This window comes from Streptomyces sp. NBC_01431 (genome assembly GCF_036231355.1).
Taxonomy (GTDB): Bacteria; Actinomycetota; Actinomycetes; order Streptomycetales; family Streptomycetaceae; genus Streptomyces.
Genome location: NZ_CP109496.1, coordinates 3,514,524 through 3,538,348, shown reverse-complemented (window position 1 = coordinate 3,538,348; position 23,825 = coordinate 3,514,524). Strand labels below are relative to the sequence as shown.

Annotated in this window: 21 protein-coding genes; 8 read left to right on the top strand and 13 right to left on the bottom strand. The window is 71.3% G+C overall.

Annotated features, from left to right (window positions below):
* Window positions 1-611 precede the first annotated feature (611 nt).
* Complete coding sequence (locus tag OG522_RS16200) at window positions 612-1,679, bottom strand: hypothetical protein (RefSeq protein ID WP_329463677.1); 1,068 nt, start codon at window positions 1,677-1,679, stop codon at window positions 612-614.
* A 567-nt stretch (window positions 1,680-2,246) separates the two neighbouring features.
* On the opposite strand from OG522_RS16200, the gene OG522_RS16195 reads away from it, so the two are divergent.
* Window positions 2,247-3,077, top strand: a complete 831-nt coding sequence (locus OG522_RS16195; protein WP_329463676.1) for an MmyB family transcriptional regulator — start codon at window positions 2,247-2,249, stop codon at window positions 3,075-3,077.
* 187 nt (window positions 3,078-3,264) lie between these two features.
* Here the strand turns inward: OG522_RS16195 and OG522_RS16190 are convergent, their stop codons facing one another.
* Together OG522_RS16190 and OG522_RS16185 are read right to left on the bottom strand one after the other, a co-directional pair.
* Window positions 3,265-4,029, bottom strand: a complete 765-nt coding sequence (locus OG522_RS16190) for an SDR family NAD(P)-dependent oxidoreductase (protein ID WP_329463675.1) — start codon at window positions 4,027-4,029, stop codon at window positions 3,265-3,267.
* Window positions 4,030-4,404: 375 nt separating this feature from the next.
* Window positions 4,405-4,740 carry a YnfA family protein gene (locus tag OG522_RS16185; protein WP_329463674.1) on the bottom strand — a complete coding sequence of 112 codons (336 nt, stop codon included), beginning with the start codon at window positions 4,738-4,740 and terminating at the stop codon, window positions 4,405-4,407.
* Between the two features lie 598 nt (window positions 4,741-5,338).
* On the opposite strand from OG522_RS16185, the gene OG522_RS16180 reads away from it, so the two are divergent.
* Complete coding sequence (locus OG522_RS16180) at window positions 5,339-5,710, top strand: hypothetical protein (RefSeq protein WP_329463673.1); 372 nt, start codon at window positions 5,339-5,341, stop codon at window positions 5,708-5,710.
* A gap of 155 nt (window positions 5,711-5,865) precedes the next feature.
* Here OG522_RS16180 and OG522_RS16175 read toward each other — a convergent pair whose 3' ends face one another.
* Window positions 5,866-7,362: an FAD-dependent monooxygenase gene (locus tag OG522_RS16175; RefSeq protein ID WP_329463672.1), complete on the bottom strand. Its 1,497-nt coding sequence runs from the start codon at window positions 7,360-7,362 to the stop codon at window positions 5,866-5,868.
* Window positions 7,363-7,477: 115 nt separating this feature from the next.
* On the opposite strand from OG522_RS16175, the gene OG522_RS16170 reads away from it, so the two are divergent.
* The gene (locus OG522_RS16170) at window positions 7,478-8,059 is read left to right on the top strand and encodes a TetR/AcrR family transcriptional regulator (protein ID WP_329463671.1); all 582 of its coding nucleotides are present in this window, start codon (window positions 7,478-7,480) and stop codon (window positions 8,057-8,059) included.
* 178 nt (window positions 8,060-8,237) lie between these two features.
* Window positions 8,238-8,684: a MarR family winged helix-turn-helix transcriptional regulator gene (locus OG522_RS16165; RefSeq protein ID WP_382800000.1), complete on the top strand. Its 447-nt coding sequence runs from the start codon at window positions 8,238-8,240 to the stop codon at window positions 8,682-8,684.
* Between the two features lie 51 nt (window positions 8,685-8,735).
* Here OG522_RS16165 and OG522_RS16160 read toward each other — a convergent pair whose 3' ends face one another.
* Window positions 8,736-9,491 (bottom strand): Mut7-C RNAse domain-containing protein, encoded by a 756-nt coding sequence (locus OG522_RS16160; protein WP_329463669.1) that lies wholly within the window; start codon window positions 9,489-9,491, stop codon window positions 8,736-8,738.
* Between the two features lie 132 nt (window positions 9,492-9,623).
* Window positions 9,624-10,463, bottom strand: a complete 840-nt coding sequence (locus OG522_RS16155; protein WP_329463668.1) for an NAD(P)H-binding protein — start codon at window positions 10,461-10,463, stop codon at window positions 9,624-9,626.
* A gap of 397 nt (window positions 10,464-10,860) precedes the next feature.
* Here OG522_RS16155 and OG522_RS16150 point away from each other — a divergent pair, with 397 nt between their 5' ends.
* A complete protein-coding gene (locus tag OG522_RS16150; protein ID WP_329463667.1) occupies window positions 10,861-11,292 on the top strand; it encodes a GNAT family N-acetyltransferase in 432 nt (143 codons plus the stop codon).
* A gap of 109 nt (window positions 11,293-11,401) precedes the next feature.
* Here OG522_RS16150 and OG522_RS16145 read toward each other — a convergent pair whose 3' ends face one another.
* The 7 genes from OG522_RS16145 to OG522_RS16115 form a co-directional block, all read right to left on the bottom strand.
* Window positions 11,402-12,226, bottom strand: a complete 825-nt coding sequence (locus OG522_RS16145; protein ID WP_329463666.1) for a helix-turn-helix domain-containing protein — start codon at window positions 12,224-12,226, stop codon at window positions 11,402-11,404.
* Complete coding sequence (gene mgtA, locus OG522_RS16140) at window positions 12,195-15,059, bottom strand: magnesium-translocating P-type ATPase (protein ID WP_329463665.1); 2,865 nt, start codon at window positions 15,057-15,059, stop codon at window positions 12,195-12,197. The genes OG522_RS16145 and mgtA overlap by 32 nt, the downstream gene beginning before the upstream one ends.
* Entirely contained in the window at window positions 15,043-15,393 is a 351-nt protein-coding gene (locus OG522_RS16135) for an ArsR/SmtB family transcription factor (protein ID WP_329463664.1), read from the bottom strand. The genes mgtA and OG522_RS16135 overlap by 17 nt, the downstream gene beginning before the upstream one ends.
* Before the next feature lie 70 nt (window positions 15,394-15,463).
* Window positions 15,464-17,488 carry an ABC transporter permease gene (locus OG522_RS16130; protein ID WP_329463663.1) on the bottom strand — a complete coding sequence of 675 codons (2,025 nt, stop codon included), beginning with the start codon at window positions 17,486-17,488 and terminating at the stop codon, window positions 15,464-15,466.
* A gap of 330 nt (window positions 17,489-17,818) precedes the next feature.
* Window positions 17,819-18,631, bottom strand: a complete 813-nt coding sequence (gene modA, locus OG522_RS16125; RefSeq protein WP_329467614.1) for a molybdate ABC transporter substrate-binding protein — start codon at window positions 18,629-18,631, stop codon at window positions 17,819-17,821.
* A gap of 196 nt (window positions 18,632-18,827) precedes the next feature.
* Complete coding sequence (locus tag OG522_RS16120) at window positions 18,828-19,223, bottom strand: TOBE domain-containing protein (protein WP_329463662.1); 396 nt, start codon at window positions 19,221-19,223, stop codon at window positions 18,828-18,830.
* A gap of 223 nt (window positions 19,224-19,446) precedes the next feature.
* Entirely contained in the window at window positions 19,447-20,031 is a 585-nt protein-coding gene (locus OG522_RS16115; RefSeq protein ID WP_329467613.1) for a hypothetical protein, read from the bottom strand.
* Between the two features lie 174 nt (window positions 20,032-20,205).
* Here OG522_RS16115 and hemL point away from each other — a divergent pair, with 174 nt between their 5' ends.
* The 3 genes from hemL (at window position 20,206) to OG522_RS16100 (ending at window position 23,819) form a co-directional block, all read left to right on the top strand.
* A complete protein-coding gene (hemL, locus tag OG522_RS16110; protein ID WP_329463661.1) occupies window positions 20,206-21,528 on the top strand; it encodes a glutamate-1-semialdehyde 2,1-aminomutase in 1,323 nt (440 codons plus the stop codon).
* Window positions 21,525-22,235 carry a histidine phosphatase family protein gene (locus OG522_RS16105; RefSeq protein WP_329463660.1) on the top strand — a complete coding sequence of 237 codons (711 nt, stop codon included), beginning with the start codon at window positions 21,525-21,527 and terminating at the stop codon, window positions 22,233-22,235. The genes hemL and OG522_RS16105 overlap by 4 nt, the downstream gene beginning before the upstream one ends.
* Before the next feature lie 369 nt (window positions 22,236-22,604).
* Entirely contained in the window at window positions 22,605-23,819 is a 1,215-nt protein-coding gene (locus OG522_RS16100) for a hypothetical protein (protein WP_329463659.1), read from the top strand.
* Window positions 23,820-23,825: the final 6 nt, after the last annotated feature.

The window sequence follows — 23,825 nt, the reverse complement described above, 5'->3', positions numbered from 1 at the left end:
CCGGAGGGCGCGCGGCTGTGCCTGCGGCGAGCCGAGAGGCTGCCGGGCACTGCCCGTATCACGAGGACGTACCGGGGAGGGGTCCGGTTTTGCCCGGCGGCCGTGGCAGAAGCCGCTCGGAGTCCGCGGGACGCCCGGCAGGGCATCGTCTGCCCATGCCCTGCACTGCCGGTTCTGGCGTGACGCGGACAACGTCCTCGTGACATCGGACGTACGGCGATCCAGTTCCGCCTTTCAAGGGGCGTGTTGATCGTCCTCACTCAGGATGCAGGAAGCGGGCGGTGTTTTCCGCTGAAGATTTATCCGCTGAAAAGAGGGATGGGAAAAGATCCGGCCCGGCGGGCGCGATAGGGGCGGCCCGGGCGGCGCGACGGTGTCGGCGGAGGCCAAAGGGTGCGCCGGTGCACGAGGGTCGCGAGTGTACGGGGGGCCGCGGGTGCGCGGGGCGCGGGTGTACGGGGGTGCGCGGTTGTACGGGGCGCGGGTGCGCGGGGCGCGGGGGTACGAGGGTCCGCGGGTGTACGGGGGTGTACGGGGGTGTACGGGGGTCCGCGGGTGTACGGGGGTGCGGGGGGCGCGCGTGTACTGGGTCGCGAGTGTGCGGGGCTGGTTCAGGCCGTGGCTTGGTCGTGGTGCGGCGGGGCTGTGGCCTGGTCGTGGTGCGGGGGCGGGTCGTCGATGAGGCGCTCGTCGGACAGCGCCCACTGATAGGTGAGTTCCTGGAGCGTCGACGCCCCGAACAACCGCCGCAGCGTGTGCACCTCCTTGGACAGGCTGCGCAGCCCGATCCCGAGCCGCTGCGCCGTGAGCCGCTGCTCGATGCCCCGCGCCATGTCGCGCAGGATCTCGCGCTGGAGCGGTGTCGTGCGCGTACCGGAACGCCCGGCCGAGCGGGGCGCGCCGCTGCGCGGGTCGCCGTTCCAGGGGTCGGCGCGCCGCCACCCCTCCTCGAAGACCTCGGCGATGAACGCGACCACGGCCCGGTCCCGAACGTGCCACGAGGCATGACTGGGCGTGGAGTTGACGATGTGGTCGGAGATGAACGCCTGGCGCCGGTCGATGACCACACAGCGCTGGAACGGGGTGACCTGGGTGCGGAACTGGGCGCCCAGACCGGTCATCGCCGTCACATACGCGCGGGTCATCGCGTCGTCGCGGCCGGTGTCCAGATAGAGCGTGCGGATGCCCACCCCGCGGGCGAGCGCCGCGCCGCCCCGCTCTTGTGCGGCCGCCAGCCGTGCCGGGGTGCGGGGGCCGCCGGGCCGCGCGGTCAGGAGTTCGGCGCGGGCCTGGCCGACGGCCTGCTCGATACGGGCGTCGACGAGTTCGGGCTCGGCGAGGAACTCCGAGCCGCGGCCCGACCGCCACTTCGCCCGCTCGAAGTGCAGACTCAGCTCGTCGGTGAGCTGCGGGATGCGGGCCATGTGCGCGGCCTTGGCCGCCACCTGCCGCAGCTCGTCGTCCAGGCGGCGCCGGCCGGCTTCCTGGGGGTCGAGCGCGATGGGCAGGTGCGGCAACCGCGGGTCGGTGGTGACCAGACCCCACTCGGTGAGCTCGGCGAGCGCTCGGGCGTCCAGCTCCGGGTCGATGTGTTCATGGCGGGTGACCCGGCCATAGGCCTCGACCGCTTCGGGCGACAACTCACCGGCGGCGGTCGCCCAGTTGTCCGGTTCGCCCATGACTGCCCCCGTTGTGCCGTTGCGTGTGTGCGCCCGGCGTACGAGCGCACCCCGCTACCGCTTGATCCATGCATGGCTCATCAGTCAGCGTACCCGTGGGGTCTCTCCTGGCGGGTGCCTCGGCGACCGGTCCGGAGGGGCGGGCGCCTACGCTGTGCCCGGAGCGGCCGACCGTACCCCGACTCGTCCACGAAAGGCACGCCTCGCCAACCACCTCCCGGCCCGCGCCCCGGCCGTGATGGCCGCCGCCCTCGCCCCGCCCGCAATGACCGCGGTGTCAGCCCCTGACGGTTTCGTCCGGGGCCGTTGCGCTGTCGGCGAGCCATGCCCCGCTGGTCCACGCCGGTCCAACGGCGCTCTTCGACCACCCGGTGCACATCGAGGAATCGATCCGCTCCGACAATGGAACGTATGCCGAGCATCGGATGTGCGCCGACGACCCGGTGTACGCCGATCACCCGGCCCGGAGCTGATGGCGGAGTCGGGGCCGACAGTCGGGAGCGGCCGTTCCAACCGCGCGGCCATCGGCGAAGTCGCCGGCCGCCCGTATCCGGGGGAGAACCACAGATGGACAAGCCCGCTCTGCGCGCTCTGCTGCGCGAACGCCGTGCGCTGATCAAGCCCGAGAGCCATGGGCTGAGCAGGCCCACCCGGCAGGGACGGCGGGCGCCCGGCCTGTCGCAGGCCCAGATCGACCAGATCCTGCACCGCGCCCCCGACACCTACGGCCGCCTGGAGTCGGGCCGTTACCCCAACCCGCCCGCCGACCTGCTCCAGGACGTGGCCCGGCTGCTCGGCATGAACGAGCAGGAGTGGATCGCGCTCTGGCGGTACTGCCTGGGCCAGGACCCGCCGTTCCCCCTGAACTCGCAGTCCGGAGAGGAGATCCCCGGCGTGTGGCAAGAGGCTGTCGATGGCATCGGACACATGGCGTACGTCAATGACCGGTCGTGGAACCTGCTGGCCCACAACGAGCGCTGGACCGAGATGTTCCCCGGTCGGAGGGTTCCGCAGAACACCATGCGGTGGATGGCGCTCGACCCCGGCGCCCGGCAGACCCTCACCGACTGGGAGCATTCCTGGGCGCCGCTCGTGCTGCCCCAGCTGCGGGCGGCGCTGGCGGCCGACCCCACCGACCAGACGCTGACGCAGATCGAGAAGGAGGTCCTCGCGGACCCCCTCGCCGCAGGCATCTACAACCGGGCCAGCGCCTACCTCCATCTCGACGGTGACGAACGCCCCCTCAACCACGCGGTGCTCGGACCCGGCTGGGTGACGATGTGCGCCGCCCAGCCGATGGCCGCGCCGGGCGCCCGCATGATCATCCTGGTGTTCCACGCGGGCGAGAAGCGCCGCCACACCAGGACGCCGATGCTGCGTGCGAGGCAGGGTCAGTAGCTGGGGGTGCCGAGTGGGGTGCGATGGACTGCTCCGCCACACCAGGACGCCGATGCTGTGGGCGAGGCATGTCCGGTAGCTGGGGTGCCGGGTGGGGCGCTATGGGCTGCTCCGCCTAACCAGGACGCCGATGCTGCGGGCGGGGCAGTCCGGTAGCCGGGGTGCTGGGTGGGGTGGGCTGCTCCGCCTACAGCTCCCGGTGGACCTTGGTGTTGGAGGCCTGGGCGCGGGGGCGGACCACCAGGAGGTCGATGTTGACGTGGCTGGGCCGGGTGACCGCCCAGGTGATCGTGTCGGCGACGTCATCGGCGGTGAGCGGCTCGGCCACGCCCGCGTACACCTTGGCGGCCTTCTCGGTGTCGCCGCGGAAGCGGGTCGTCGCGAACTCGTCCGTCTTCACCATCCCCGGCGCGATCTCGATGACCCGCACCGGGCGACCCACGATCTCCAGACGGAGGGTTTCGGCGAGCACCCGGGCGCCGTTCTTCGCGGCGACGTACCCGCCTCCACCCTCGTAAGTGGCGTGGCCCGCCGTGGAGGACAGGATGACGACCGTGCCGTCGCCCGAGGCTTCGAGCGCGGGCAGTAGGGCCTGGGTGACGTTGAGCGAGCCGATGACGTTGGTCTCGTACATCTGCCGCCAGTCGTCCGGGTTGCCGGTGGCCACCGGGTCGGCGCCCAGCGCGCCGCCCGCGTTGTTGACGAGCACCCCGATCGTGCGGAACGCGGTGGCGAACTCGTCCACTGCCGCGCGGTCCGTCACGTCGAGCGCGTACGCCGTGGCCTGGTGCCCGGCCTCGTTGATCTCGGCGGCCAGCGCCTCGATGCGGTCCTTGCGGCGGGCGGTGAGCACCACGCGGTATCCGGCGGCGGCGAGCCGGCGGGCCGTGGCGGCACCGATTCCGCTGCTCGCTCCCGTGACGACGGCGATCGGGGTCCCGGCGGCAGTCATGTCGTGCTCCTCGCGCGTGTGGTGACCGGCGCTGCGGTCGAAGGTATGGCGGATGGCGGTGTGGTGGGTGGCGTGCGGCGGTGTGCTGGGTTGAGGGGGGTGGGCGGCGGTTGTGGGGGAGTGTGGTTAAAGGGGGCGGAGGTCAAAGGGTGGCGGCGGCGCTCGCGGTGAAGGGGTGGAGGTCAAAAGGGGCGGCGGCGCTCGCGGTTGAGGGCGGTGGTGGTCGGACGGCCGGGGTGAACGGGGCGCGGTCGAGGGGGGCGGTGGTGGACGGGTGGTTGAAGCCGGTGTGCGGCCAGGATAGGCGGGCCGAGGTGACGGGGCCGAGACGGGTGGGGAGGCCGGGGCGGGCGGCGTCGCAGGTGGGGGCGGCACTCAGCGGCCGCGCGGCGCGTACATGATCACAGCCATGCCCACCAGGCAGATCAGCGCGCCGGTGACGTCCCAGCGGTCGGGGCGGTAGCCGTCGGCGACCATGCCCCAGGCGAGCGAACCCGCCACGAACACACCGCCGTACGCCGCGAGGATCCGCCCGAACTCGGCGTCCGGCTGGAGCGTCGCCACGAAGCCGTAGATGCCGAGCGCGACGACTCCGGCACCGATCCAGATCCAGCCCCGGTGTTCCCTGACGCCCTGCCAGACGAGCCACGCCCCGCCGATCTCGAACAGGGCCGCCACGACGAACAGAAGGGCTGAGCGGGCTACAAGCATGCGCACAGGGTGGCACGGGACGGGGTGGCGTTCCGGGGAAATAAGGGGTGAAAGGTACCTTTCGCTCATGGTGGTTCGTGTGATGAACGGATTGATCAGGGCAGTTGGGGCGGGCAGAGCCGGGACGGCCGGAGCCGACGGGTGGGGCTGGACCGGCCGAGTAGGCGTGGTCGGCGCCATCCGTAAGGTCGGCCGAATCGGCAGGTCCAGCAGGTGGGGGAGGCCAGCGGCGGCTGGCGAACCTCGCGGGGTGGGGGCCGGGGCGCCTTGCGCGGCAGGGGCCGTGGTCGGAGCCGGAGTCCCTTGGGCGGCCGGGGTCGGGGCGTCTCGTGCCGCCGCGGCCGGGGCTGGAGCCGGGGTGCCTCGCCCCGGGGCTGGCGTGCCCCGCTCGGGCGGGTTCGGGGCCGGGGCCCCTCGCGGGGGCGGGGTCGGCGCTCGACGGCGGGCCGGGGCTCGCGGCACGCTGGCAACCGTTGCCGTCGCCGTGCTGGCGGCGGCGACACTGATCGCCACCGGCACGCCCAGCGGGGCGGTCGGCCACGATCGCGGTGTGGTGCCCGCTCCGGGGTCGGCCAGGGGCGTCGGGGCTGAGGCGGATGTGTCGTATCACGGTCACGTCTCCCTCTGGAACGGCCGGGTCGGTGTGTGGCTTGAGAGCGCGAACCACGGTCCTGCCGCGGTCTCCGGAACCACCGTGCGGCTGCGGTTCTCGGTGGCGCTTGAGCCCGGCGCCACCCTCCCTCCGAGCTGCTCGCGGACCGTCCCCTCGGTGGTGCAGTGCGGCACCGGCCCGATGCACGCGGCCGGGACCGGGGCCCAATTCGCCCTGGACGTACCGGTCGTCGGCACCCCGGCCCAGGTGACCGTCGACATCGGCACCGCCTGGAACGGCGGCCTGAGTGACCCCAATCCGGCGAACGACACCCACCGCGTGCTGGTACTGGCCACGGGCGACCCGTACACGTTCTGACCGGAGGGCCGCAGGGTGGCCTGTCGCCGCCGCGGTGGCCGACGCGTCCCGCGGCCCACCCCTGGGCGACGGCTCGCCCTCAGGCCCGCTCCCGGGTGACCCCTCAGGCGCGCCCCGGGCGACTGCTCGTACTCAAGCCCATACCCGGTGGCCCCTCAGGCGCGCCCCGTCCAGCGCGCGAGGGCCGTGTGCAGGCCGGGCGCGTCCGCGCGGTCGCTCGCCCAGGCCACGTATCCGTCGGGGCGGACGAGCAGCGTGCCGCGGCGGTCGCTCTTCCAGTGGGCGCATATCGCTCCCGAGGGTGCCGGCGCTTCGCCGCCCCGTGGAGTCACCAGGACGAACTCGCCCCGCCGCAGCACCTCGTAGAGGCGTCCCTCCGCGAGCTCCAGGTCGGGGGCGCGCTTTCCGGTGAGCGGGTGGGCTCCGCGTTCCTGGCCGTAGGAGATGGCGAGGCCGCTGATCATGCCGATGGCCCGGTTGGAAGCGGGTCGTACGGAGGCGACGATCCGGGTGAACAGTGAACGCGCCACGCGTTGCAGGGGGTTGTGGGCCATGGCGAGCCGGACGAGCGAGCCGCTGGTGCGCAGCACCGTCTTGCCGACCGGGTGGCGCTCCGTCTGGTAGCTGTCGAGAAGGGCCTCGGCATCAGGTGTGCGGCCCCGTAGCGCGGCGGCGAGCTTCCAGGAGAGGTTCGCGGCGTCCTGGAGGCCGGTGTTCATGCCCTGGCCGCCGGCGGGGGAGTGGACGTGCGCGGCGTCCCCGGCGAGGAAGACCCGGCCGACCCGGTAGTCGGGGGCCTGGCGCTCGTCGCTGTGGAAGCGGGAGATCCAACGGGCGTCGTGCATACCGTAGTCGGAGCCGAGAGCCTCGCGGGCGATGGTGCGGAGCTCGGCGAGGTCCACGGGCGCGCTGTCGGGGGCCTGGCGCTTCCGGTTCCACCCCATGACCCGGTAATAGCCGTCGCCGAAGGGGGCGATGAAGGCGAACGAGTCGCCCGAGCCGTTGACGGTGAGAAGCCCCTCCGGTTCTTCGGTGAGACGCACGTCCGCCAGCACGATCGAGCGGATCACGGACACTCCGGGGAACGGCAGTCCGAGCGCCTCGCGGACGCTGCTGTGCACGCCGTCGGCCCCGACGAGATAGCGGGCCCGGACCGTGGTGGGCCCCGCATCGGCGGTGCCGCGCAGCTCGGCCGTCACCCCCTCGGCGTCCTGGCGGAGGCTCAACAGCTCGGCCCCGTAACGGAATTCGGCACCCGCCGACAGGGCACGCTGCTCAAGCACCTGCTCCACCTCGTACTGCGGGGTGATCAACACGTACGGGAAACGCGAGCGCAAGCGGGTCATGTCGAGCGAGGCGCGGCCGAACAGGCGCAGGTGGTCGATCGTCCGGCCCCGCTTGACCAACTCGTCGGCCAAGCCGCGGGCGTCGAGCATTTCCAGCGTGCGCGCATGGACCGCGAAGGCGCGCGTCATATTGCTGACCCCGTGCGCGCGACGCTCGACCACCGTGACGTCCAGCCCCGCGGCCGCGAGGTCGCCGGCCAGGAGCAGCCCGGTTGGCCCCGAGCCCACGACGAGGACGTCGGTGGTGAAGGGGCTTTCGGGGCCGGTGGAGCGGGTGGAGCCGGTTGAGCCCGTGGTGCCGTTCATGGCTGCCTCCTGGGTGCCAACGCTCGTTGGTCAACGCTTGTTGGTCAACGCTTGTTGGCAAATGTAGAACCAACGCGGCTGGCTTGTCAACGCTTGTTGGCCTACGATTGTTGGCATGACGACCGAAGCCCCTGCTGGAGGCCCCCGCCGCACCTCCGGAGCCACCAAGGCCGCGATCCTGGAAGCCGCCCGAGAGCGCTTCGCGGCCGATGGTTACGAGCGCGCGACCATCCGGGCGATCGCCCGCGACGCGGGAATCGACCCGTCGATGGTGATGCGCTACTACGGGAACAAGGAGGGCCTGTTCGCCGCCGCCTCCGAAGTCGACCTGCGCATGCCGGCGTTGGGGGGACTGCCCGGCAAGCACATCGGCGCCGTGCTCGTCGGCCACTTCCTCGACCTCTGGGAGGCGGACGACGTGCTGGCGGCCATGCTCCGGGTCGCGGTCACCAACGCGGCGGGCGCCGAGCGAGTGCAGATGGTGTTCGCTGGGCAGCTCGTGCCGCTGGTCGCGGGCGTCTGCCCCGACCCCGCCGACGCCCCGCGCCGTGCCGCGCTGACCTCCTCGCAGATACTCGGCATGGCGTTGACCCGCTACGTGCTGCGCTTCCCGCCCGCCGTCGCCATGTCCCGCGAGGAGGTGATCGGCTGGCTGGCCCCCACGATCCAGCGCTATCTCACGGCCGAGGCCCCTTAGTCCGCGGCCGAATCCGGTCGTGCGCGGCCGGGTGCGACTCCCTGGCTGTGCCGCCTGCGTACCCATCGGGCGCGGGCTCGTTGAGCGCTGCCCTTATGCAAGCTCTGCGCCGTACACTTTCTGCATGGCACAGAAGAAAACCGGCAGCGATCGGGAGCACACCGACCGGGCCGGGCTGATGCGGGACCTGGGTGCCGTGTCGCGGCGCTACATGGCCTCGTACGCGCTCTTCAACCAGGCCCTGGCCGACCGCTTGGGGCTGCACCCCACGGATCTCCAGTGCCTCAACCTGCTGGGCCTGGAAGCCGGCCCCGTCACCACGGGCCGGATCGCCGAACTGACCGGGCTGACCACCGGTTCCGCGACCCGCCTGGCGGACCGCCTGGAGAAGGCCGGATATGTGACGCGGCGCCGGTGCACCCACGACCGCAGGAAAGTGCTCGTGGAGCTCGTGCCCGAAAAGATGGCGGAGCTCGGTAAGGTCTGGGGCCGCCTCAACGGTGTCTGGTGGCAGATGTTCGACGCGTACGAGGACGACGAGATCGCGCTCATCGCGACCCACATGCGCCGCACCGTGGAGATCGGCGCCGGCCAGATCGAACGCCTCAGGAGCGGCGAGTTCTGACGGACGGCCGCTGAGCTCTGGCGGAAGGGCGCCGGCCCAGGGACCGTTGCCTCATCCGGTCCGGTCCGCCGGGCAGGCCCGCCCCGCCCCGAACTCCCGTACCGCGTCGTCCACGATCGCCTCCAGATCGGCGTAGTGGGCGCCGCGCCAGTACACGCGCTCGCAGGCGGTGCACTCGGCGAAGACCTCGTACGTGGTGCGGGTGCCGTGCTCCAGACGTTCGCCCACCGCGTCCTTGTCGGCGCTTCGCAGCGGCGCGTTGCAGGCGGTGCAGCGGGTCCAGGGCGCGAGCGCGGGCGCGAACCGGCCCAGTACGTCCCGGAGTTGCTCCTGGGGGCGGTGGCTGTAGACGTACGCCCCGGCCCACAGCTCCCTGCGGTGCAACAGCCCCCGGTCCCGGGACAGCATGACGCGCTGCTCCCGCGCGGACAGCGCGGCGAGCGCCGGGTCGCCGATGTCCTCGCTCTCGTACGCCGCGTCGACGCCGAGCAGCCTCAACCGCCGGGCCAGCGTGCCGAGATGGACGTCGAGCAGGAAGCGGAGCGGGGCGCCCGGCACCTGCTGGGGGCGCTCGACGGCGCGCACCTCGACTGACTCACCGGCGGCCGGGATGTGGGAGACGGCGACCTCTCGGCCGTCGGCAAGCAACCGGCCGACCTCGGTGAGCGGGACGCCCAGCGATTCCACGACGTGGCCGAGCGTGGACGAGCCGTCGGTCACGACGGCGCTGCGCCCCTGGCGGCGCTTTGCCGGGACGAAAAGGCGCAGTTCGGGGGCGAAGTCGAGATGGATCTCCGGTCCGTTCACGCCGTCAGGATCGCATTGGTGCGGGCATCGGGCCAGGGATTTCCGGGTGCGCCCCGGTACTCGCGCCGGAGCACCGGAGGCACGGCCGCACTCGGTGCGGCACCGGGATCCCCTGAGCGAGCCGCCGGTGGGTCAGGGGCGGAAGGCGTCCACGTTCTCGCGGGCCCAGGACGCGAAGGTGCGGGCGGGATGGCCGGTCAGCTCTTCGACCGCAGTGGTCACCGCGTCGGGACGGCCTTCGCTCGCGGCGAAGTAGCTGAGCAGCGCGTCCGCGACACCCGGGGGCATGAACTCGGCCACCGACTGTTTCCAGGCCTCCCCGGTCACGGGGTTCACGGTGAGCGGCCGGCCGCTTGCCTCGGCGAGTATCGCGACCTGCTCGGCCGCGCTCAGGGAGGCGGGTCCCGTCAAGTGGTAGGCCCGGCCGCGCAGTTCGGGGGTGGTGAGGACGGCGAGGGCGGCTTCCGCGATGTCGGCCTCGTGGATGGGACTGGCCTGGGCCCCGGGGTAGGGGAGGTCCACGGTGCCGGTCGACTTGATCGACCACGACCAGCCCAGCGCGTTGCCCGAGAAGGCGCCAGGCTGCAGGAAGGTCGACTGGATGCCGGAGGCTTCGAGGGTGCGCTCGACAGCGCGGTGCATCGCCGCGATGGCGTTGGTGTCGGCGTCGGGCTGGAGGACGGAGCTGGAGGAGAGCAGCACGATGTGCTGGACGCCCGCGGCCTTCGCCTCGGCGAGGAACGCCTCGATGTGCTTGGGGTTGGCGTACAGGAAGACCGACTCGACTCCGGCCAGCGCGGCCGGGAAGGTCGCCGGGTCGTCGAGATCGCAGACGACGCGGTCCACGCCGTCCGGCAGGGTGAGCTTGTCGGGGCTCGCGGAGGCCGCGCGAACGGCGAGACCGCGCTCGCGAAGCAGCGGGATCAGGGTGGTGGCGACCTTGCCCCGGCTGCCGGTGATCAGAACCGTCATGGTGTAAATGCCCTTCGGATAAAGGAAGTTGATGCCTTACGGCAGGACTGGCGTGCAGAGAACGAGCGTACGTCGGTGATCGGCCGTCGCGGCGGTGACGGCGTTCCGGTCGAAGGCGTGAGACGACTGCGGTTGCGGATCGGACGCCTGCGTGAGGGCAGGCGGGCGACGGCTTCCAGCGGCTCGGTTCGCTGGTCTCCATTGGGCAAGATTCTGTATCGTGCAGAATCTGCGTTACGCAGATAAATATGCGGGATAGGCGCCTGCCCGTCAAGCGACTTCCGGGCGGCCCCCTGCGCGCCGCGCTGGTCCGGGGAACGCGGCCGCTCCAGGCCGGGGTACGTGAGCGAGGGTGCCGCGGGGAGCGGCCGGGGGGCGTCGCCTCTACCCTTCCCGCATGAAGATGATCGACCTTGAGCCGGGCGACCGGCGTTTGACGGACGACCTGCTGCCGGTGCTGCGCGAACTCCGCCCGCACCTCACCGAGGACCTCTTCGCCGAGATCTACGGGGAGGGGCACGGCCAGGGGCTGCGCTTCACTGCCGCGTACGGCGACGACGGGGTGTGCGTCGGCGCCGCCGGATGGCGGATCGTCGTCAATACGAGCGCGGTCCGCAAGCTGTACGTCGACGACCTGGTCACCGCCGCGACGGCCCGCTCCACAGGGGTGGGACATGCCCTGCTCACGTTCCTGGAGAGCCACGCGAGGGCGGCGGGCTGCACCTCCCTCAACCTCGACTCCGGGACTCATCGCACCGACGCCCACCGGTTCTACTTCCGCGAGCGCATGGCGGTGACGGCCTTCAACTTCGACAAGCGGCTGGACTGAGGCGCGCGGCGGAGGCCGCGGGTAGCGGATCGGCAGAGGGTTTGGCTTGTCACACACTGTGTCGGTCATGTTCAAAACTGTAAGCACCGGGTCTGACAACGGCCGGTGATCAGGGGCGGGAGCCGCCCGGACGCAGTGCCGAGGGCGGGGCGCCCAGTGTTGCCGTGAAGTCCCGTACCAGGTGGGCCTGGTCGGCGTAGCCCAGCTCGTCGGCCAGTCGGGCCCAGTCGATGGGGGCGTCCGATTCGGCGTGTTCCAGGGCCTCGTGGATGCGGTAGCGCAGCACGACCCACTTGGGGCCGACGCCCACACAGGCCGCGAAGAGGCGTTGCAGGGACCGGGCGGACAGTCCCGCCTCGCGGGCGAGCGCGTCGACCCGGCGCACCGTCCGGTCGTTGCGGATGCGGTCCACCAGCTCCATCGCGAGCCGCGCCTGCGGGTCGGGCTGTGGATCGAGGCCCAGCAGGAAGGCGTCGAGAGCCGCCACCCGCTCCTCGTCCCGGTCCGGCGAGAGGACGGCCGTGGGGTCGGCGGCCGGGAACACCGGGCCCGCCGGGATCACCCGGCCCGTCCACTCGGAGACGGGGAAGGCGGGCGCGAAGGGCCGGAAGCCGCCCGGCCGGAACTGGATTCCGCACACCCGTCCGCGGCCCGACAGCTTCCGGGTGTCCACGGCCAGGCCGACCCCCGAGAGTTCGAGGAAGTCGGGGCGCCCGTCGTCGTACCGCTGGAAGACCAGGTTGACGGAGGGGTGCGGCACCACGTGCGAGGCGTACGGCTGGGGCAGGTCCCAGTCGATCAGCCAGTAGTGCTCCAGGTACGGGCGCAGCGCGGGCGCCGGTTCGTGGCGGCGGAATCGTACGTGCGCGAAGAGGTCGGCGGCGTCGATGATGCCCCGGGTGTCACGCCGCGGTTCGGGGGTGCTCGCTGCCATGGGCCGATCCTACGGAGCCGTCGTCTCCTATGGAGTGATCGTCGCTCGCGGAGAGGCCGTCTCCTACGGAGTCGTCGTCTTCTGCGGCGTGGTCGTGCCGGGCGAACCAGTAGAGCGCCGCCGCGTACAGGGCGAGCACCAGGGCGAGCAGCGGGTAGTAGGCCGGCGGCAGCGCGGCCATGCCGATCAGCGGTCCCAGGGGCGAGAGCGGGAGCAGCAGTCCGGTGAGGGCGAGGAGGCCGGCCGTGACCGGGACTCCGCCGCCGCGTCCCGTACGCAGCAGGACCATGACCAGGGCCTGGGTCAGCAGGTTCTCCGTGAACCAGCCCGCGTGGAAGGCGGGTTCGGCGCGAGTGCTGCTCACCGCCCACACCAGCACCGCGAAGGTCGCGAGGTCGGCCGCGGCGTTCACGACGCCAAATCCGGTGACGGAGGCGAGGACTTCGCGCGGGCGCAGTTTCAGCGGGCGGCGCAGCGCCCCGGCTCGCGGGCGGTCGTACGCGAAGGCCAGCTGGGCGGCGTCGAAGCACAGGTTCTGGACCAGGACCTGGGACGGCAGCATGGGCAGGAACGGCAGCAGGAGTCCGGCGGTCAGCATCGCGATGACGTTGCCGAGGTTTGAAGAGAGAGTGATCCGCAAATAGCCGGCGATCACGGCACCGCTGCTGCGGCCCGCCATGATGGCGTGGTCGAGCGAGGTCAGATCCTTCGCGGCGAGAACGACATCGGCGCTCTCGCGGGCCACGTCCACCGCGTCGGGCGGGCAGATGCCGACATCGGATGCGCGCAGCGCGGGCAGGTCGTTGACGCCGTCGCCGAGGAATCCGGTGACATGTCCGCGCTCGCGCAGCACCCGTACGATCCGGGCCTTGTGCTCGGGGGAGCAGCGCGCGAAGACAGTACTACCTGCGGCGAGTTCGCCCGCTTCGGCGTCGGTGAGGGCGTCGAGCGAGGCGGCGGTGACGACCTCGCCGGGAGGCAGGCCCAGTTCGCGGCAGGCGCGGGCGGCCGTGCCGGGGTGGTCGCCGGTCAGTACCTTCACCGCGACCCCGCTGCGGATGAGCGCCGCGAGTGCCTCGGCCGCCGTCTCCGCCGTCGCGTCGCGCAGCCCGACCAGGCCCAGGAGGGTCAGTCCGCGCTCGTCCGCGGTGGTGTACGGGCGCGTGGTGGCGGGCCGGTCGGCCAGCGCCACGGCGAGGACGCGCAGCCCGTCCGCGGCCAGGCGGTCCGCGAGCGCGGCCGCGCGCTCCCGTTCGTCGGCACCGAGCACGCAGCGTTCCAGTACGTCCTCCACGCCGCCCTTGACCACCAGGGTGTGGCGGCCCAGCGCATGCGGGCTCCTGACGACGGCGGTGGACAGACGGCGTACCGGATCGAAGGGAAGGGCGGTGAGGGCGTCGTACTCCAGGGCATCGAGACCCTCGGGGAAGCGTTCCTCCGCGGCGTCCAGGAGGGCCGCGTCGAGGGCGTCCGACATGGGCAGTTCGGCGAGTTGCAAGGTCCACAGGCTGTTGACGGCGGCCCAGTGCAGTACGGAGTCGTCGGGCGTGCCGGACGTGTCGAGCGCGCAGTCGAGGACCGGCCGGTCCTGAGTCAGGGTGCCCGTCTTGTCCAGGCAGACGACATCGACGGCGCCAAGGTCGTGCAGCGCGGGCAGCCGCTTGACGATCACCTGGTGGGTGCGGGCCAGCGCGGACGCGCCGCGCGCCAGCGTGATCGTCACGATCACCGGCAGCATCTCGGGCGTGAGCCCGACCGCCACCGCCACGGCGAACGGCAGCGTCTCCAGGCCCCGGCCGCGGAGCGCCGCGTTGGCCATCAGAACCAGTGGCGGAGTGAGCAGCATGAAACGGATCAGGATCCAGGAGATGCCGTACACGGACCGGTCGAAAGCGGTCGTGCGTTGATCATTCCCGGGCAGCTTGTCGCCTGTCGCGAACCGGGTGTCGGCGCCCGTCGCGATCACCACACCGGTGCCGCTGCCGGAAGCCACACTGCTTCCCTGGAAGCAGACCTCGGGCCGGTCGAAGTCCCGGGCGCCGAGCGGCTGCTCGCGCGATGCGACGGACGGCCGGGACGACAGGGCGCTCGCCGAGTATGAGACGGGCACATCCGCCGGACCCGCGGGCCCACCAACCGGATGCGCGGCCGACTCGCTTGCCGGATGCGCGGGCTCGCTCACCGGCCATGCAGTCGGCGCGTCGAAGTCGGCGGGCGAACCGGAGGCGCGCGCACCCCCCGCACGTACGGGCTCGTCCACCGGATACTTGGACACCGGTGCGGACTCGCCGGTCAGCGCGGCCTGATGCATCGTCAGGCCGGTGGCCCGCAGCAGCCGCAGATCCGCCGGTACGAGATCGCCGGGGGCCAGCCGCACCACATCGCCCGGCACCACCTGATCCACCGGGATCTCACGCGCCACCGGCGCCGCGCTCTCGTCCGATCTGCGCAGCACGGTCGCGGTACTCGCCACCAACTCCCGCAGCCCCGCCGCCGAACGGTCCGCGCGGTGCTCACCGGCCGCCCGCAGCGCACAACTCACCACCACCAGAACCGCGATGACCGCGGCAGTGGCCCAGGCGGCGACCGCCGCGGAGACCAGCGCCAGACAGGCGAGGACGGCCGTGAACGGGTCCCGGAGGCTGCGGAGGAAAATAATCGGCAGGGAGGGAACCCGGCGGGTGGGCAGGACGTTTTCCCCATACCGCGCGAGTCGTTTTTCGGCCTCGGACTCCACCAGCCCCCGTGGCCCCGAGCCCAGCGAACGCAGCAGCTGCAAAGGAGTGCTCCTTGACAACTGCACAGACGAGAACCGCTCAGGCGCCCAGGTCACGGACGAGTCCTGACGGTCCCGGCAGCTTCACGCCCTCGCCCAGCCGGGCCACCAGCCAGCACACCATCTGAGCGACATCGGGATCATCGACGAGATAGACGACCCGGCGACCCTCCCGCCGGGACCGTACGAGCCCCGCGAGTTTCAGCTTCGCCAGATGCTGACTGACGGCCGGCAACGCACCGCCGACCCTCTCTGCAAGACCCGACACATCGGACTCGCCATGGCTCAGCATCCACATGATGTGCAGCCGCGCGGGCGAGGCAAGGAGTCCGAAGACCCCCGCTGCCTCACCGAGCACCTCCGCCGACGGGTCGGTGCTGCTCGTCGTCACCCTCGCCTCCCGTCTCCTTGGTGCGGTGGCTGCTCCTGCCGCCCCGGGCAGCCAGTCTAGGGGCGCCGAGTCACAGCGACACGAGGGTTACCTCGGTCGCCTTCACGCTCGACCATACGGCCGCGCCGTCCACAAGGCCCAGCTCCAGCGCGGCTTCCGGGGTGATTTCCGCGATCAGGTCGGGCGCCTCGGCCGATCCGATGAGCACCCGCAGCCTGCTCCCGCTCGCCGTGATCTCCCGCACAGTGCCGGACCAGACGTTGCGGGGGCTGCCATCGGGGCGCTTGCGGTGCACCGACACCGACTCCGGCGCGATGATCGCCAACGCCCGGCTGCCTTCCGGCAGTTGCTCGGCCGCCACGATCCGCCCGCCGCCGGACAGCGCGAGCCCGTCGCCGTTCGCCTCCCCTGCCCAGGCATTGCGCCCCAGCATCCGGGCCACCCACGGGGAGCGCGGATTCCGGGTGACCTCGGAGGGCGGCGCGTCCTGAAGGGTTCGCCCGGCCTCAAGGACGAGGACCCGGTCCGCCAGCGAAACCGCCTCGACCGGATCGTGGGTCACGATCAGGCAGACCCCGCCGAACCCGTCGAGGTGGGTGCGCAGCGTGTGCCGGACATGGGCCCGGGTCGTCTGGTCGAGAGCCGCGAGCGGCTCGTCCAGGAGCAGCAGCCGGGGACGGGCCGCGAGGGCCCTCGCCAGCGCGACGCGCTGCGCCTGGCCGCCGGAGAGCTGGGCGGGCTTGCGCTGGGCGAGGTGGCCGACGCCCAGCCGGTCCAGCCAGTGCTGAGCGTTGGCACGTGCCTCCGTGCGGGAGACGCCCTGAGCGCGCAGCCCGTACGCCGTGTTGGCGAGCGCGGTCAGATGCGGGAACAGCGCGCCGTCCTGGGGGACCCAGGCGACTCCCCGTTTGTGCGGCGGCAGCGCGGTGGCATCGAGGTCGCCGAGGCGAAGTTCGGCATGGGCGCGCGGGGTGAGGCCGAGCAGGGCACGTAGCAGGGTGGTCTTGCCGGCGCCGTTCTCGCCGACGACCGCGATGGTGGTGCCGGGTTCGGCGTCCAGGGTCAGCACATTGAAGCCGGAGATCTCGGCGTGCAGCCCCCAACTCGGCGTTGATTCAGGCGTGTTGACGCCATCCGCGGCCGTGTTCCCGTGTCCGTCACTGGGGTTGTCCGCGCCGGTGCGTACGGAACCGGCCGCCCTCAGGGATGCGGGGATGGAACCCGGCTGTCCCGATAGATCCTGCTCCGCGGTGTCCGGGAGCGGGGCGGTGCCGGGTGAGCCACCGCCCAGCGAGGCGGGGCCGGTCCAGCGGCCGCGCAGGGCCACGAGTACCGCCATCGCGATGACCAGCAGGAGAAGAGAGACGGAGGTGGCGGCCTGCGGGGAGTCCTGGAGGAGGAGGTAGACCCGGAGGGGCAGGGTCTGGGTGGTGCCGGGGAGGTTGCCGGCGAAGGTGATCGTCGCGCCGAACTCGCCGAGCGCGCGGGCCCAGGTGAGCGCCGCGCCCGCGGCGAGACCCGGCGCGACCATGGGCAGGGTCACGGTGAGGAAGACCCGCAGCGGGGACGCGCCGAGCGAGGCGGCGGTCTCCTCGTAGCGAGGCCTCAGTCCGCCGAGCGCGCCTTCCAGACTGATCACCAGGAACGGCATGGCGACGAAGGTGGCGGCGACCACCGCGCCGGAGGTGTGGAAGGGGAGGGTGATGCCGAAGGTGTCCTCCAGCCAGGGGCCGAGCAGGCCGCGTCGGCCGAAGCCGAGCAGCAGCGCCACGCCGCCCACCGTCGGCGGCAGCACCATCGGCAGCAGGACGAGCGAACGCACCAGGGCCTTGCCGGGGAAGTCGACGCGGGCGAGCAGCCAGGCCAGCGGCACACCGAGAAGAAGGGAGAGGCCGAGCGCCCAGAAGGAGACGACCAGCGAGAGGCGCAGGGCTTCGGTGGTATCGGGGTCGGTCAGGTCCGTGCCGAGTTCACCCCACGAGGTCTGCGCCAGGATGCCGATAAGGGGCATCAGCAGCAAAGCGATCGCGAGCAGCGCGGGCACCCCCAGCGCGACGGGCGTGCGCGGGCGAGTACGGGTGCGGCTGCGAGTCATGGCTGGCCCCGGTGTGCTGGTGGGTACGGCGGTTTGGTGGCCACGGTGTCCTGACGGTCAGGGTGTCCTGACGGTTGCGGCGCCTTCGTGGGTCCGGCGTCCTGGCGGCTGCGAGTCATGACGGGCTCCGGTGCCGTGAGGGGTACGACGGCTGCATCGCGACCGTGCCCTGAGGGGTGTGGCGGCTTCATCGACACCGTGCCCTGATGGCGCCGCACGGGCGACCTCCCGGACGGGGGAACGTCACGTCGCTCCCGACTGGAGGCTGCCCGTCCCCCTGTGTACGGGCAGACCCCATGCGGGAGTTGTGGCTCCATCAGGGAGTTGTGGTTACGGCTTCTGGAAGCCCGCGTCCTGGAGGATCTTCTGCGCCTCGGGGGAGGACAGCCACTTCACGAACGCGGCCGCGGCGTCGGCGTTCTTCGAGGTCTTGAGGGTGGCGGCCGGGTACTGGGCGACGGCGTTCTGCGCGTCGGGGATGTCGACCGTGTCGACCTTGCCCTTGGCGGAGGAGGCGTCGGTCTTGTAGACGATGCCTGCGTCGGCCTCCCCCAGCTCGACCTTGCTCAGTACCGCGCGCACGTTCGGCTCCTCGGAGACCGGCTTGACCGTGATCTTCTGGGCGTCGAGGACCTGCTTGCTGTAGCGGCCGACCGGTACCTCGGGAGCGGCGAGGACGACCTTCAAGTTGGTCCCGGACAGGCTCTTGAGGCCTTCGACCTTCTTCGGGTTGCCCTTGCCGGTCGCGATGACCAGACGGTTCTTGGCAATGACGGACGGACTGTTGGTGTCCGCCTTCAGGCCGTCCATGGTCTTGGTGTCGGCGGTGACCAGCGCGTCGGCGGGGGCGCCCTGCTTCACCTGTGCGGCGAGTTCCTGCGAACCGGCGAAGGAGAACTTCACCTTGGTTCCCGGGTGCTCCTTCTCGTACGCCGCGCCCGCCGCCTTGAAGACGTCGGTGAGCGACGACGCGGCGAGGACGGTGAGCTGCGCCGCGGGCACCGAGTTGGAACTGCCGGACGGGGAGGCGGCCTTGGTGTCGCCGCTTGACTTGCCGCTGCCACACGACGCGGCCAGCGGAATGAGCAGGGCGGCGGAGACGGCCGCCGCGGCGGCGCGGCGGCGCGTGGTGCTGAGAGCCATGACAGGCATGGGTGGAACTCCTTCGGATGCTTTGTCGAGCCGCGCCGGGAGGTGAGGGTTCCCCGCTTGAAGCGGTGAGAGAGTTCGGGGAAGGGCGACGCCGCGGGGGACGTACTGGGGTGGCCTTGGTTCCGGCCGGGGGCGTGTCGGGCGGGGCGTGGCCCGGATCGCGAGCTCGCGACTCCGCCGGGCACCTCTAGGTGCGGTCGATGTGCACGCTGGTGGATTTCACCCGTGCGGTGGCCTGCATGCCCACCTCCAGGCCCAGCTCTTCGACGGCCTCCCGGGTCAGGAGGGAAACCAGCCGGTGCGGACCGGCCTGGATCTCGACCTGGGCCGCGACATCGCCGAGCTTGACGGCGGTGACGATGCCGGGGAAGGCGTTGCGGGCGGAGGTGTAGGGCTCCTCGTCCTCGCCGCTGGAGGACTGGCCGACCTCGATGGAGAAAGCGGCCAGATCCCGCCCGTCGATGAGTCGGCGGCCGCCCTCGTCACGGTGGGTCGTGACGCGGCCGCCGTCGGCCCAGCGGCGCACGGTGTCGGGACTGACGCCGAGCAGACGCGCTGCCTGGCCGATGGTGTAGGACTGCATGTGCGACAAGATAAGCGTCATTAGCCCGCATATACAAAGGATCCGTCGGAAGATACGTCGCAGATGCGAAGCCAGGTGGATGAAGGTCCAGAAGCCGGATGGGCGAAGGTCCAGGAGTCAGGTCGACCCAGGTTCAAGGGGGCGCTGGCAGCCCGGGGTGCGGCCCCGCGCGACGGGTCCGCTGGGTGCTCAGGTGCAGCCGCTCGGGGCGAGAGTCAGCTGATCAGGGCCACACGAGGCAGTAGGCCTGATGGCCCGCGTCGTGCAGGCGGTGGCTGAAATCCTGCCATTCGTGCAGGAGTTGGTAGACGTTGAAGGCGTCACGCGGGCCGCCGCGGTCCGGGACGGTGGACCAGATGAAGGCGGCCGCGCCGACGGACTCCTCGCCGACGCCGCGCAACGGGTCGACGACGGTCATGGGGAGCTTGACCACCGCGTAGTCGGGGTGCAGGACGACCAGTTCCAGGGGCGGCACCTTGTGCAGCGGTATGCCCTGGATGCCGGTGAGGACCATCGCGGCCACCGTCTCCGGCTTGATCTTGGTGAACATGCCGCCCATGCCCAGCTCGTCGCCGCCGAGTTCCTCGGGGCGCATGGTGACGGGCACCCGGGCCGCCGTGGCGCCGTCCGGGGCACCGAAGTACTTGTAGGTCACCCCCATGCGGCCACTCCCGTTCCCCGCCCCTGCGCCGCCCCCGACCCGTTCGATCCGGTCCTGGGCGTCGCGTCGCCGGTGCCGTCCCCGACGGTGGGCGCGCTCGGGACCCCGGTCGTCGGTCCCTTCGCCCAGTCCGCCACCGCGATGCATATCCTTCACCCGACTGCTTGTAGCCCGACTGCTTTGTAGATGGCGCGGCCCCCACCGCGCAACCCGATGATCCGCCGATGCAACTCGATCATCTGCGGATCATCGTGTCATTGACCTCCCCCGCGCGGGTGCGGTGAAACACCAGTCCGCAAGAACGTCCGGCCCTCTGCCACCATGGCGTGTGTGAGCTATCCGTACGAATACGACGCCCCAGTTTCGCAGAACCTCTTCGACCGCGCTTCCGCCGTGACGCCCGGCGGCGTGAACTCCCCGGTCCGTGCCTTCCGTGCCGTGGGCGGTACGCCCCGGTTCATGGTGTCCGGTACGGGTCCCTACTTGACCGACGCCGACGGCCGCGAGTACGTCGACCTGGTGTGTTCCTGGGGTCCGATGATCCTCGGGCACGCGCACCCCGAGGTCATCGCCGCCGTGCAGGAGGCCGTCGCACGCGGTACTTCCTTCGGTACGCCGGGCGAGGGCGAGGTCGCGCTCGCCGAGGAGATCGTGGCCCGGGTCGAGCCGGTCGAGCAGGTCCGCCTGGTGTCCTCGGGCACCGAGGCGACCATGTCCGCGATCCGCCTCGCCCGCGGCTTCACCGGCCGCGCCAAGGTGATCAAGTTCGCCGGGTGCTACCACGGTCATGTGGACGCGCTGCTGGCCGCCGCCGGTTCCGGGGTCGCCACCTTCGGCCTTCCCGACACCCCCGGGGTGACCGGTGCGCAGGCCGGCGACACGATCGTGCTGCCCTACAACGACCTGGACGCGGTGCACGCCGCCTTCCACGCGCACCCCGGCGAGATCGCCTGCGTCATCACCGAGGCGTCGCCCGGCAACATGGGCGTCGTACCGCCCCGGGACGGCTTCAACGCGGGGCTCAAGGCGGCCTGTGCGAAGAACGGCGCGCTGTACATCTCCGACGAGGTGATGACCGGGTTCCGTACGTCCAAGGCGGGCTGGTTCGGTGTCGACGGCGTCACCCCCGACCTGATGACCTTCGGCAAGGTCATGGGCGGCGGCTTCCCGGCCGCGGCGTTCGGCGGACGTGCCGACGTCATGGGCCACCTCGCCCCGGCCGGCCCCGTCTATCAGGCGGGCACCCTCTCCGGGAACCCGATCGCCACCGCCGCCGGTCTCGCCCAGCTGCGGCTGCTCGACGACGCGGCGTACGCGAAGGTCGACGCCGTCTCCCGTGAGATCCAGGCGCTGGTCACCGGCGCGCTCAGCAAGGAGGGCGTGGCCCACCGGCTGCAGACCGCGAGCAACATGTTCTCGGTCTTCTTCACGGCCGACGAGGTCCGTGACTACGACGACGCGAAGAAGCAGGAAGCCTTCCGCTTCAACGGGTTCTTCCACTCGATGCTGTCGCAGGGCGTCTACCTGCCGCCGTCGGCCTTCGAGTCCTGGTTCGTGTCGACCGCCCACGATGAGCGCGCGATCGAGCGCATCGCGGCCGCGCTGCCCGCCGCCGCCCGCGCCGCAGCGGAGGCCACCGCATGAGCGAGAGCAAGAACTACAGCGGGAACGACAGCAGGAACGACATCACCGTCGTGCACCTCATGCGCCACGGTGAAGTGCACAACCCGGACGGGGTGCTCTACGGGCGCCGGGCGGGGTACCACCTCTCCGAGCTCGGCCGTCAGATGGCCGACCGGGTCGCCGAGCACCTCGCGGGCCGGGACGTCACCCATGTCGTCTCCTCGCCGCTGGAGCGCGCCCAGGAGACGGCGACGCCGATCGCCAAGGTGCACGGTCTCGACCTGGCCACCGACCCGCGGCTCATCGAGGCGGGCAACGTCTTCGAGGGCAAGACCTTCGGGGTCGGCGACGGCGCGCTGCGCAAGCCTGCCAACTGGAAGCACCTGACGAACCCGTTCAGGCCGTCCTGGGGCGAGCCGTACGTCGAGCAGGTCGTGCGGATGATGGGCGCGCTGGACGCCGCGCGCGACGCGGCTCGCGGTCACGAGGCGGTGTGCGTCAGCCACCAGCTGCCGATCTGGATCGTGCGCAGCTTCGTGGAGAAGCGTCGCCTGTGGCACGACCCGCGCAAGCGGCAGTGCACCCTGGCCTCGCTGACCAGCTTCACCTATCAGGGTGACCGGATCGTCTCCGTTGGCTACAGCGAGCCCGCCCGCGATCTCGTACCGGCGCATCTGCTCGCCGGCGCCAAGCCGGTCAAGGGCAAGTCGAAGGCCTTCGGCGCCTGACGCCTCCGGCTGGCCGGCGCCCCCGGCCAGCCCGTCGGCCCCGATCCGCCGATCGCAACCCATCGGCGCCCAGCCCGCCCCTCACAACCCGCCGCCCCAACTGGCCCGGCCACCTGAGTCGTTCACGGGACCCCACGCCCGCCCCTTCGGCCCGAACCACCCCCGCCCCTTCGGGCCGAACCAGCATCTCGTACGGTTTAAGAAGATTTGTGCGAGCCGTATGGAACCATCCCAGTTTCACCCGGCATCTCACAGATTGCCCAACTGTGGTGACGCGCTTGGGCTTCGAGGACGACGAGACGACGGTGCGAAGCGATGGGAACGGACGGGCTTATGCGGGAGATCGGCCGGAACGTCAGCCGAAGGGGCATGCTGGGACTGGGTCTGGGAGCCGCAGCGGCGGCCGGCCTGGCCGGCTGCGGCACTTCGGGCGGTAGCGGGTCAAGTGGCAAGGGTGGCGAGAGCGGTGACGCGGCCGCCAAAAAGGCCGACGCGAAACTGATAGGCGACGGTTCCACATCGGACACCGGCAAGCAGCCGCACCAGCCCGACAAGCCCGTCCCCCTCGAACCCGGACAGACCCCGCCGCAGTTCGTGGTCTTCTCCTGGGACGGCGCCGGCGAGGTCGGCAACGGCCTCTTCCCGCGTTTCCTCCAGCTCGCCAAGGACCACGGCGCGGGCATGACGTTCTTCCTGTCCGGGCTGTATCTGCTGCCCGAGGACAAGAAGCGCCTCTACCGGCCGCCGAACAATCCCGTCGGTGCCTCCGACATCGGCTACCTCTCCGACCCGCACCTCAAGGAGACGCTGAAGTGCGTCCGCCAGGCGTGGAACGACGGCCATGAGATAGGCACCCACTTCAACGGCCACTTCTGCTCCGGGCGCGGCACCGTCGAGCACTGGACCCCGGCCCAGTGGCAGAGCGAGATAGACCAGGCGATCGACTTCGTCACCCACTGGAAGACCAACACCGGTCTGACGGACGAGGACCCGCTGCCGTTCGACTACCGGCGCGAGCTCGCCGGTGGCCGCACGCCCTGTCTGCTCGGCCAGGACAACCTGCTGCCCACCGCTCAGAAGCTGGGCTGGCGTTACGACGCCTCCTCGCCCGGCGGCACCCAGGTGTGGCCGGTCAAGCGGCACGGCCTGTGGGACCTGCCGCTCCAGCAAATACCCTTCCCCGGGCATTCCTTCCAGGTCCTGTCCATGGACTACAACATCCTCGCCAACCAGTCGAAGAATTCGACCAAGGCGCCGCCGGCCAACTATCCCGGCTGGCGCAAGCAGGCCACCGAGGCGTATCTCGCGGGATTCAAGCGCGCATACGAAACCAATCGCGCGCCGTTCTACATCGGAAACCACTTCGAGGAGTGGAACGGCGGCATCTACATGGATGCCGTGGAGGAGGCGTTCAAGGGCATCGTGGCGCAGCGGGACGAGAAGAAGGATGTGAGGCTCGTCTCCTTCAAGCAGTACGTGGACTGGCTCGACGTCCAGGACCCGAAGGTGCTCGCCAAGCTCCGTACGCTCAACGTGGGAGAGGCCCCCGCCGGTGGCTGGAACACGTTCATGAAGTCTGTTTAGACGTTC

Coding starts and splice junctions, on each gene's coding strand:
- OG522_RS16200 (WP_329463677.1), bottom strand. CDS start 1,679: ATGGGCGAACCGGACAACTGGGCGACCGCCGCCGGTGAGTTGTCGCCC.
- OG522_RS16195 (WP_329463676.1), top strand. CDS start 2,247: ATGGACAAGCCCGCTCTGCGCGCTCTGCTGCGCGAACGCCGTGCGCTG.
- OG522_RS16190 (WP_329463675.1), bottom strand. CDS start 4,029: ATGACTGCCGCCGGGACCCCGATCGCCGTCGTCACGGGAGCGAGCAGC.
- OG522_RS16185 (WP_329463674.1), bottom strand. CDS start 4,740: ATGCTTGTAGCCCGCTCAGCCCTTCTGTTCGTCGTGGCGGCCCTGTTC.
- OG522_RS16175 (WP_329463672.1), bottom strand. CDS start 7,362: ATGAACGGCACCACGGGCTCAACCGGCTCCACCCGCTCCACCGGCCCC.
- OG522_RS16170 (WP_329463671.1), top strand. CDS start 7,478: ATGACGACCGAAGCCCCTGCTGGAGGCCCCCGCCGCACCTCCGGAGCC.
- OG522_RS16165 (WP_382800000.1), top strand. CDS start 8,238: ATGCGGGACCTGGGTGCCGTGTCGCGGCGCTACATGGCCTCGTACGCG.
- OG522_RS16155 (WP_329463668.1), bottom strand. CDS start 10,463: ATGACGGTTCTGATCACCGGCAGCCGGGGCAAGGTCGCCACCACCCTG.
- OG522_RS16150 (WP_329463667.1), top strand. CDS start 10,861: ATGAAGATGATCGACCTTGAGCCGGGCGACCGGCGTTTGACGGACGAC.
- OG522_RS16145 (WP_329463666.1), bottom strand. CDS start 12,226: ATGGCAGCGAGCACCCCCGAACCGCGGCGTGACACCCGGGGCATCATC.
- OG522_RS16130 (WP_329463663.1), bottom strand. CDS start 17,488: ATGACTCGCAGCCGCACCCGTACTCGCCCGCGCACGCCCGTCGCGCTG.
- modA (WP_329467614.1), bottom strand. CDS start 18,631: ATGGCTCTCAGCACCACGCGCCGCCGCGCCGCCGCGGCGGCCGTCTCC.
- OG522_RS16120 (WP_329463662.1), bottom strand. CDS start 19,223: ATGCAGTCCTACACCATCGGCCAGGCAGCGCGTCTGCTCGGCGTCAGT.
- OG522_RS16115 (WP_329467613.1), bottom strand. CDS start 20,031: ATGCATCGCGGTGGCGGACTGGGCGAAGGGACCGACGACCGGGGTCCC.
- hemL (WP_329463661.1), top strand. CDS start 20,206: ATGGCGTGTGTGAGCTATCCGTACGAATACGACGCCCCAGTTTCGCAG.
- OG522_RS16105 (WP_329463660.1), top strand. CDS start 21,525: ATGAGCGAGAGCAAGAACTACAGCGGGAACGACAGCAGGAACGACATC.
- OG522_RS16100 (WP_329463659.1), top strand. CDS start 22,605: ATGCTGGGACTGGGTCTGGGAGCCGCAGCGGCGGCCGGCCTGGCCGGC.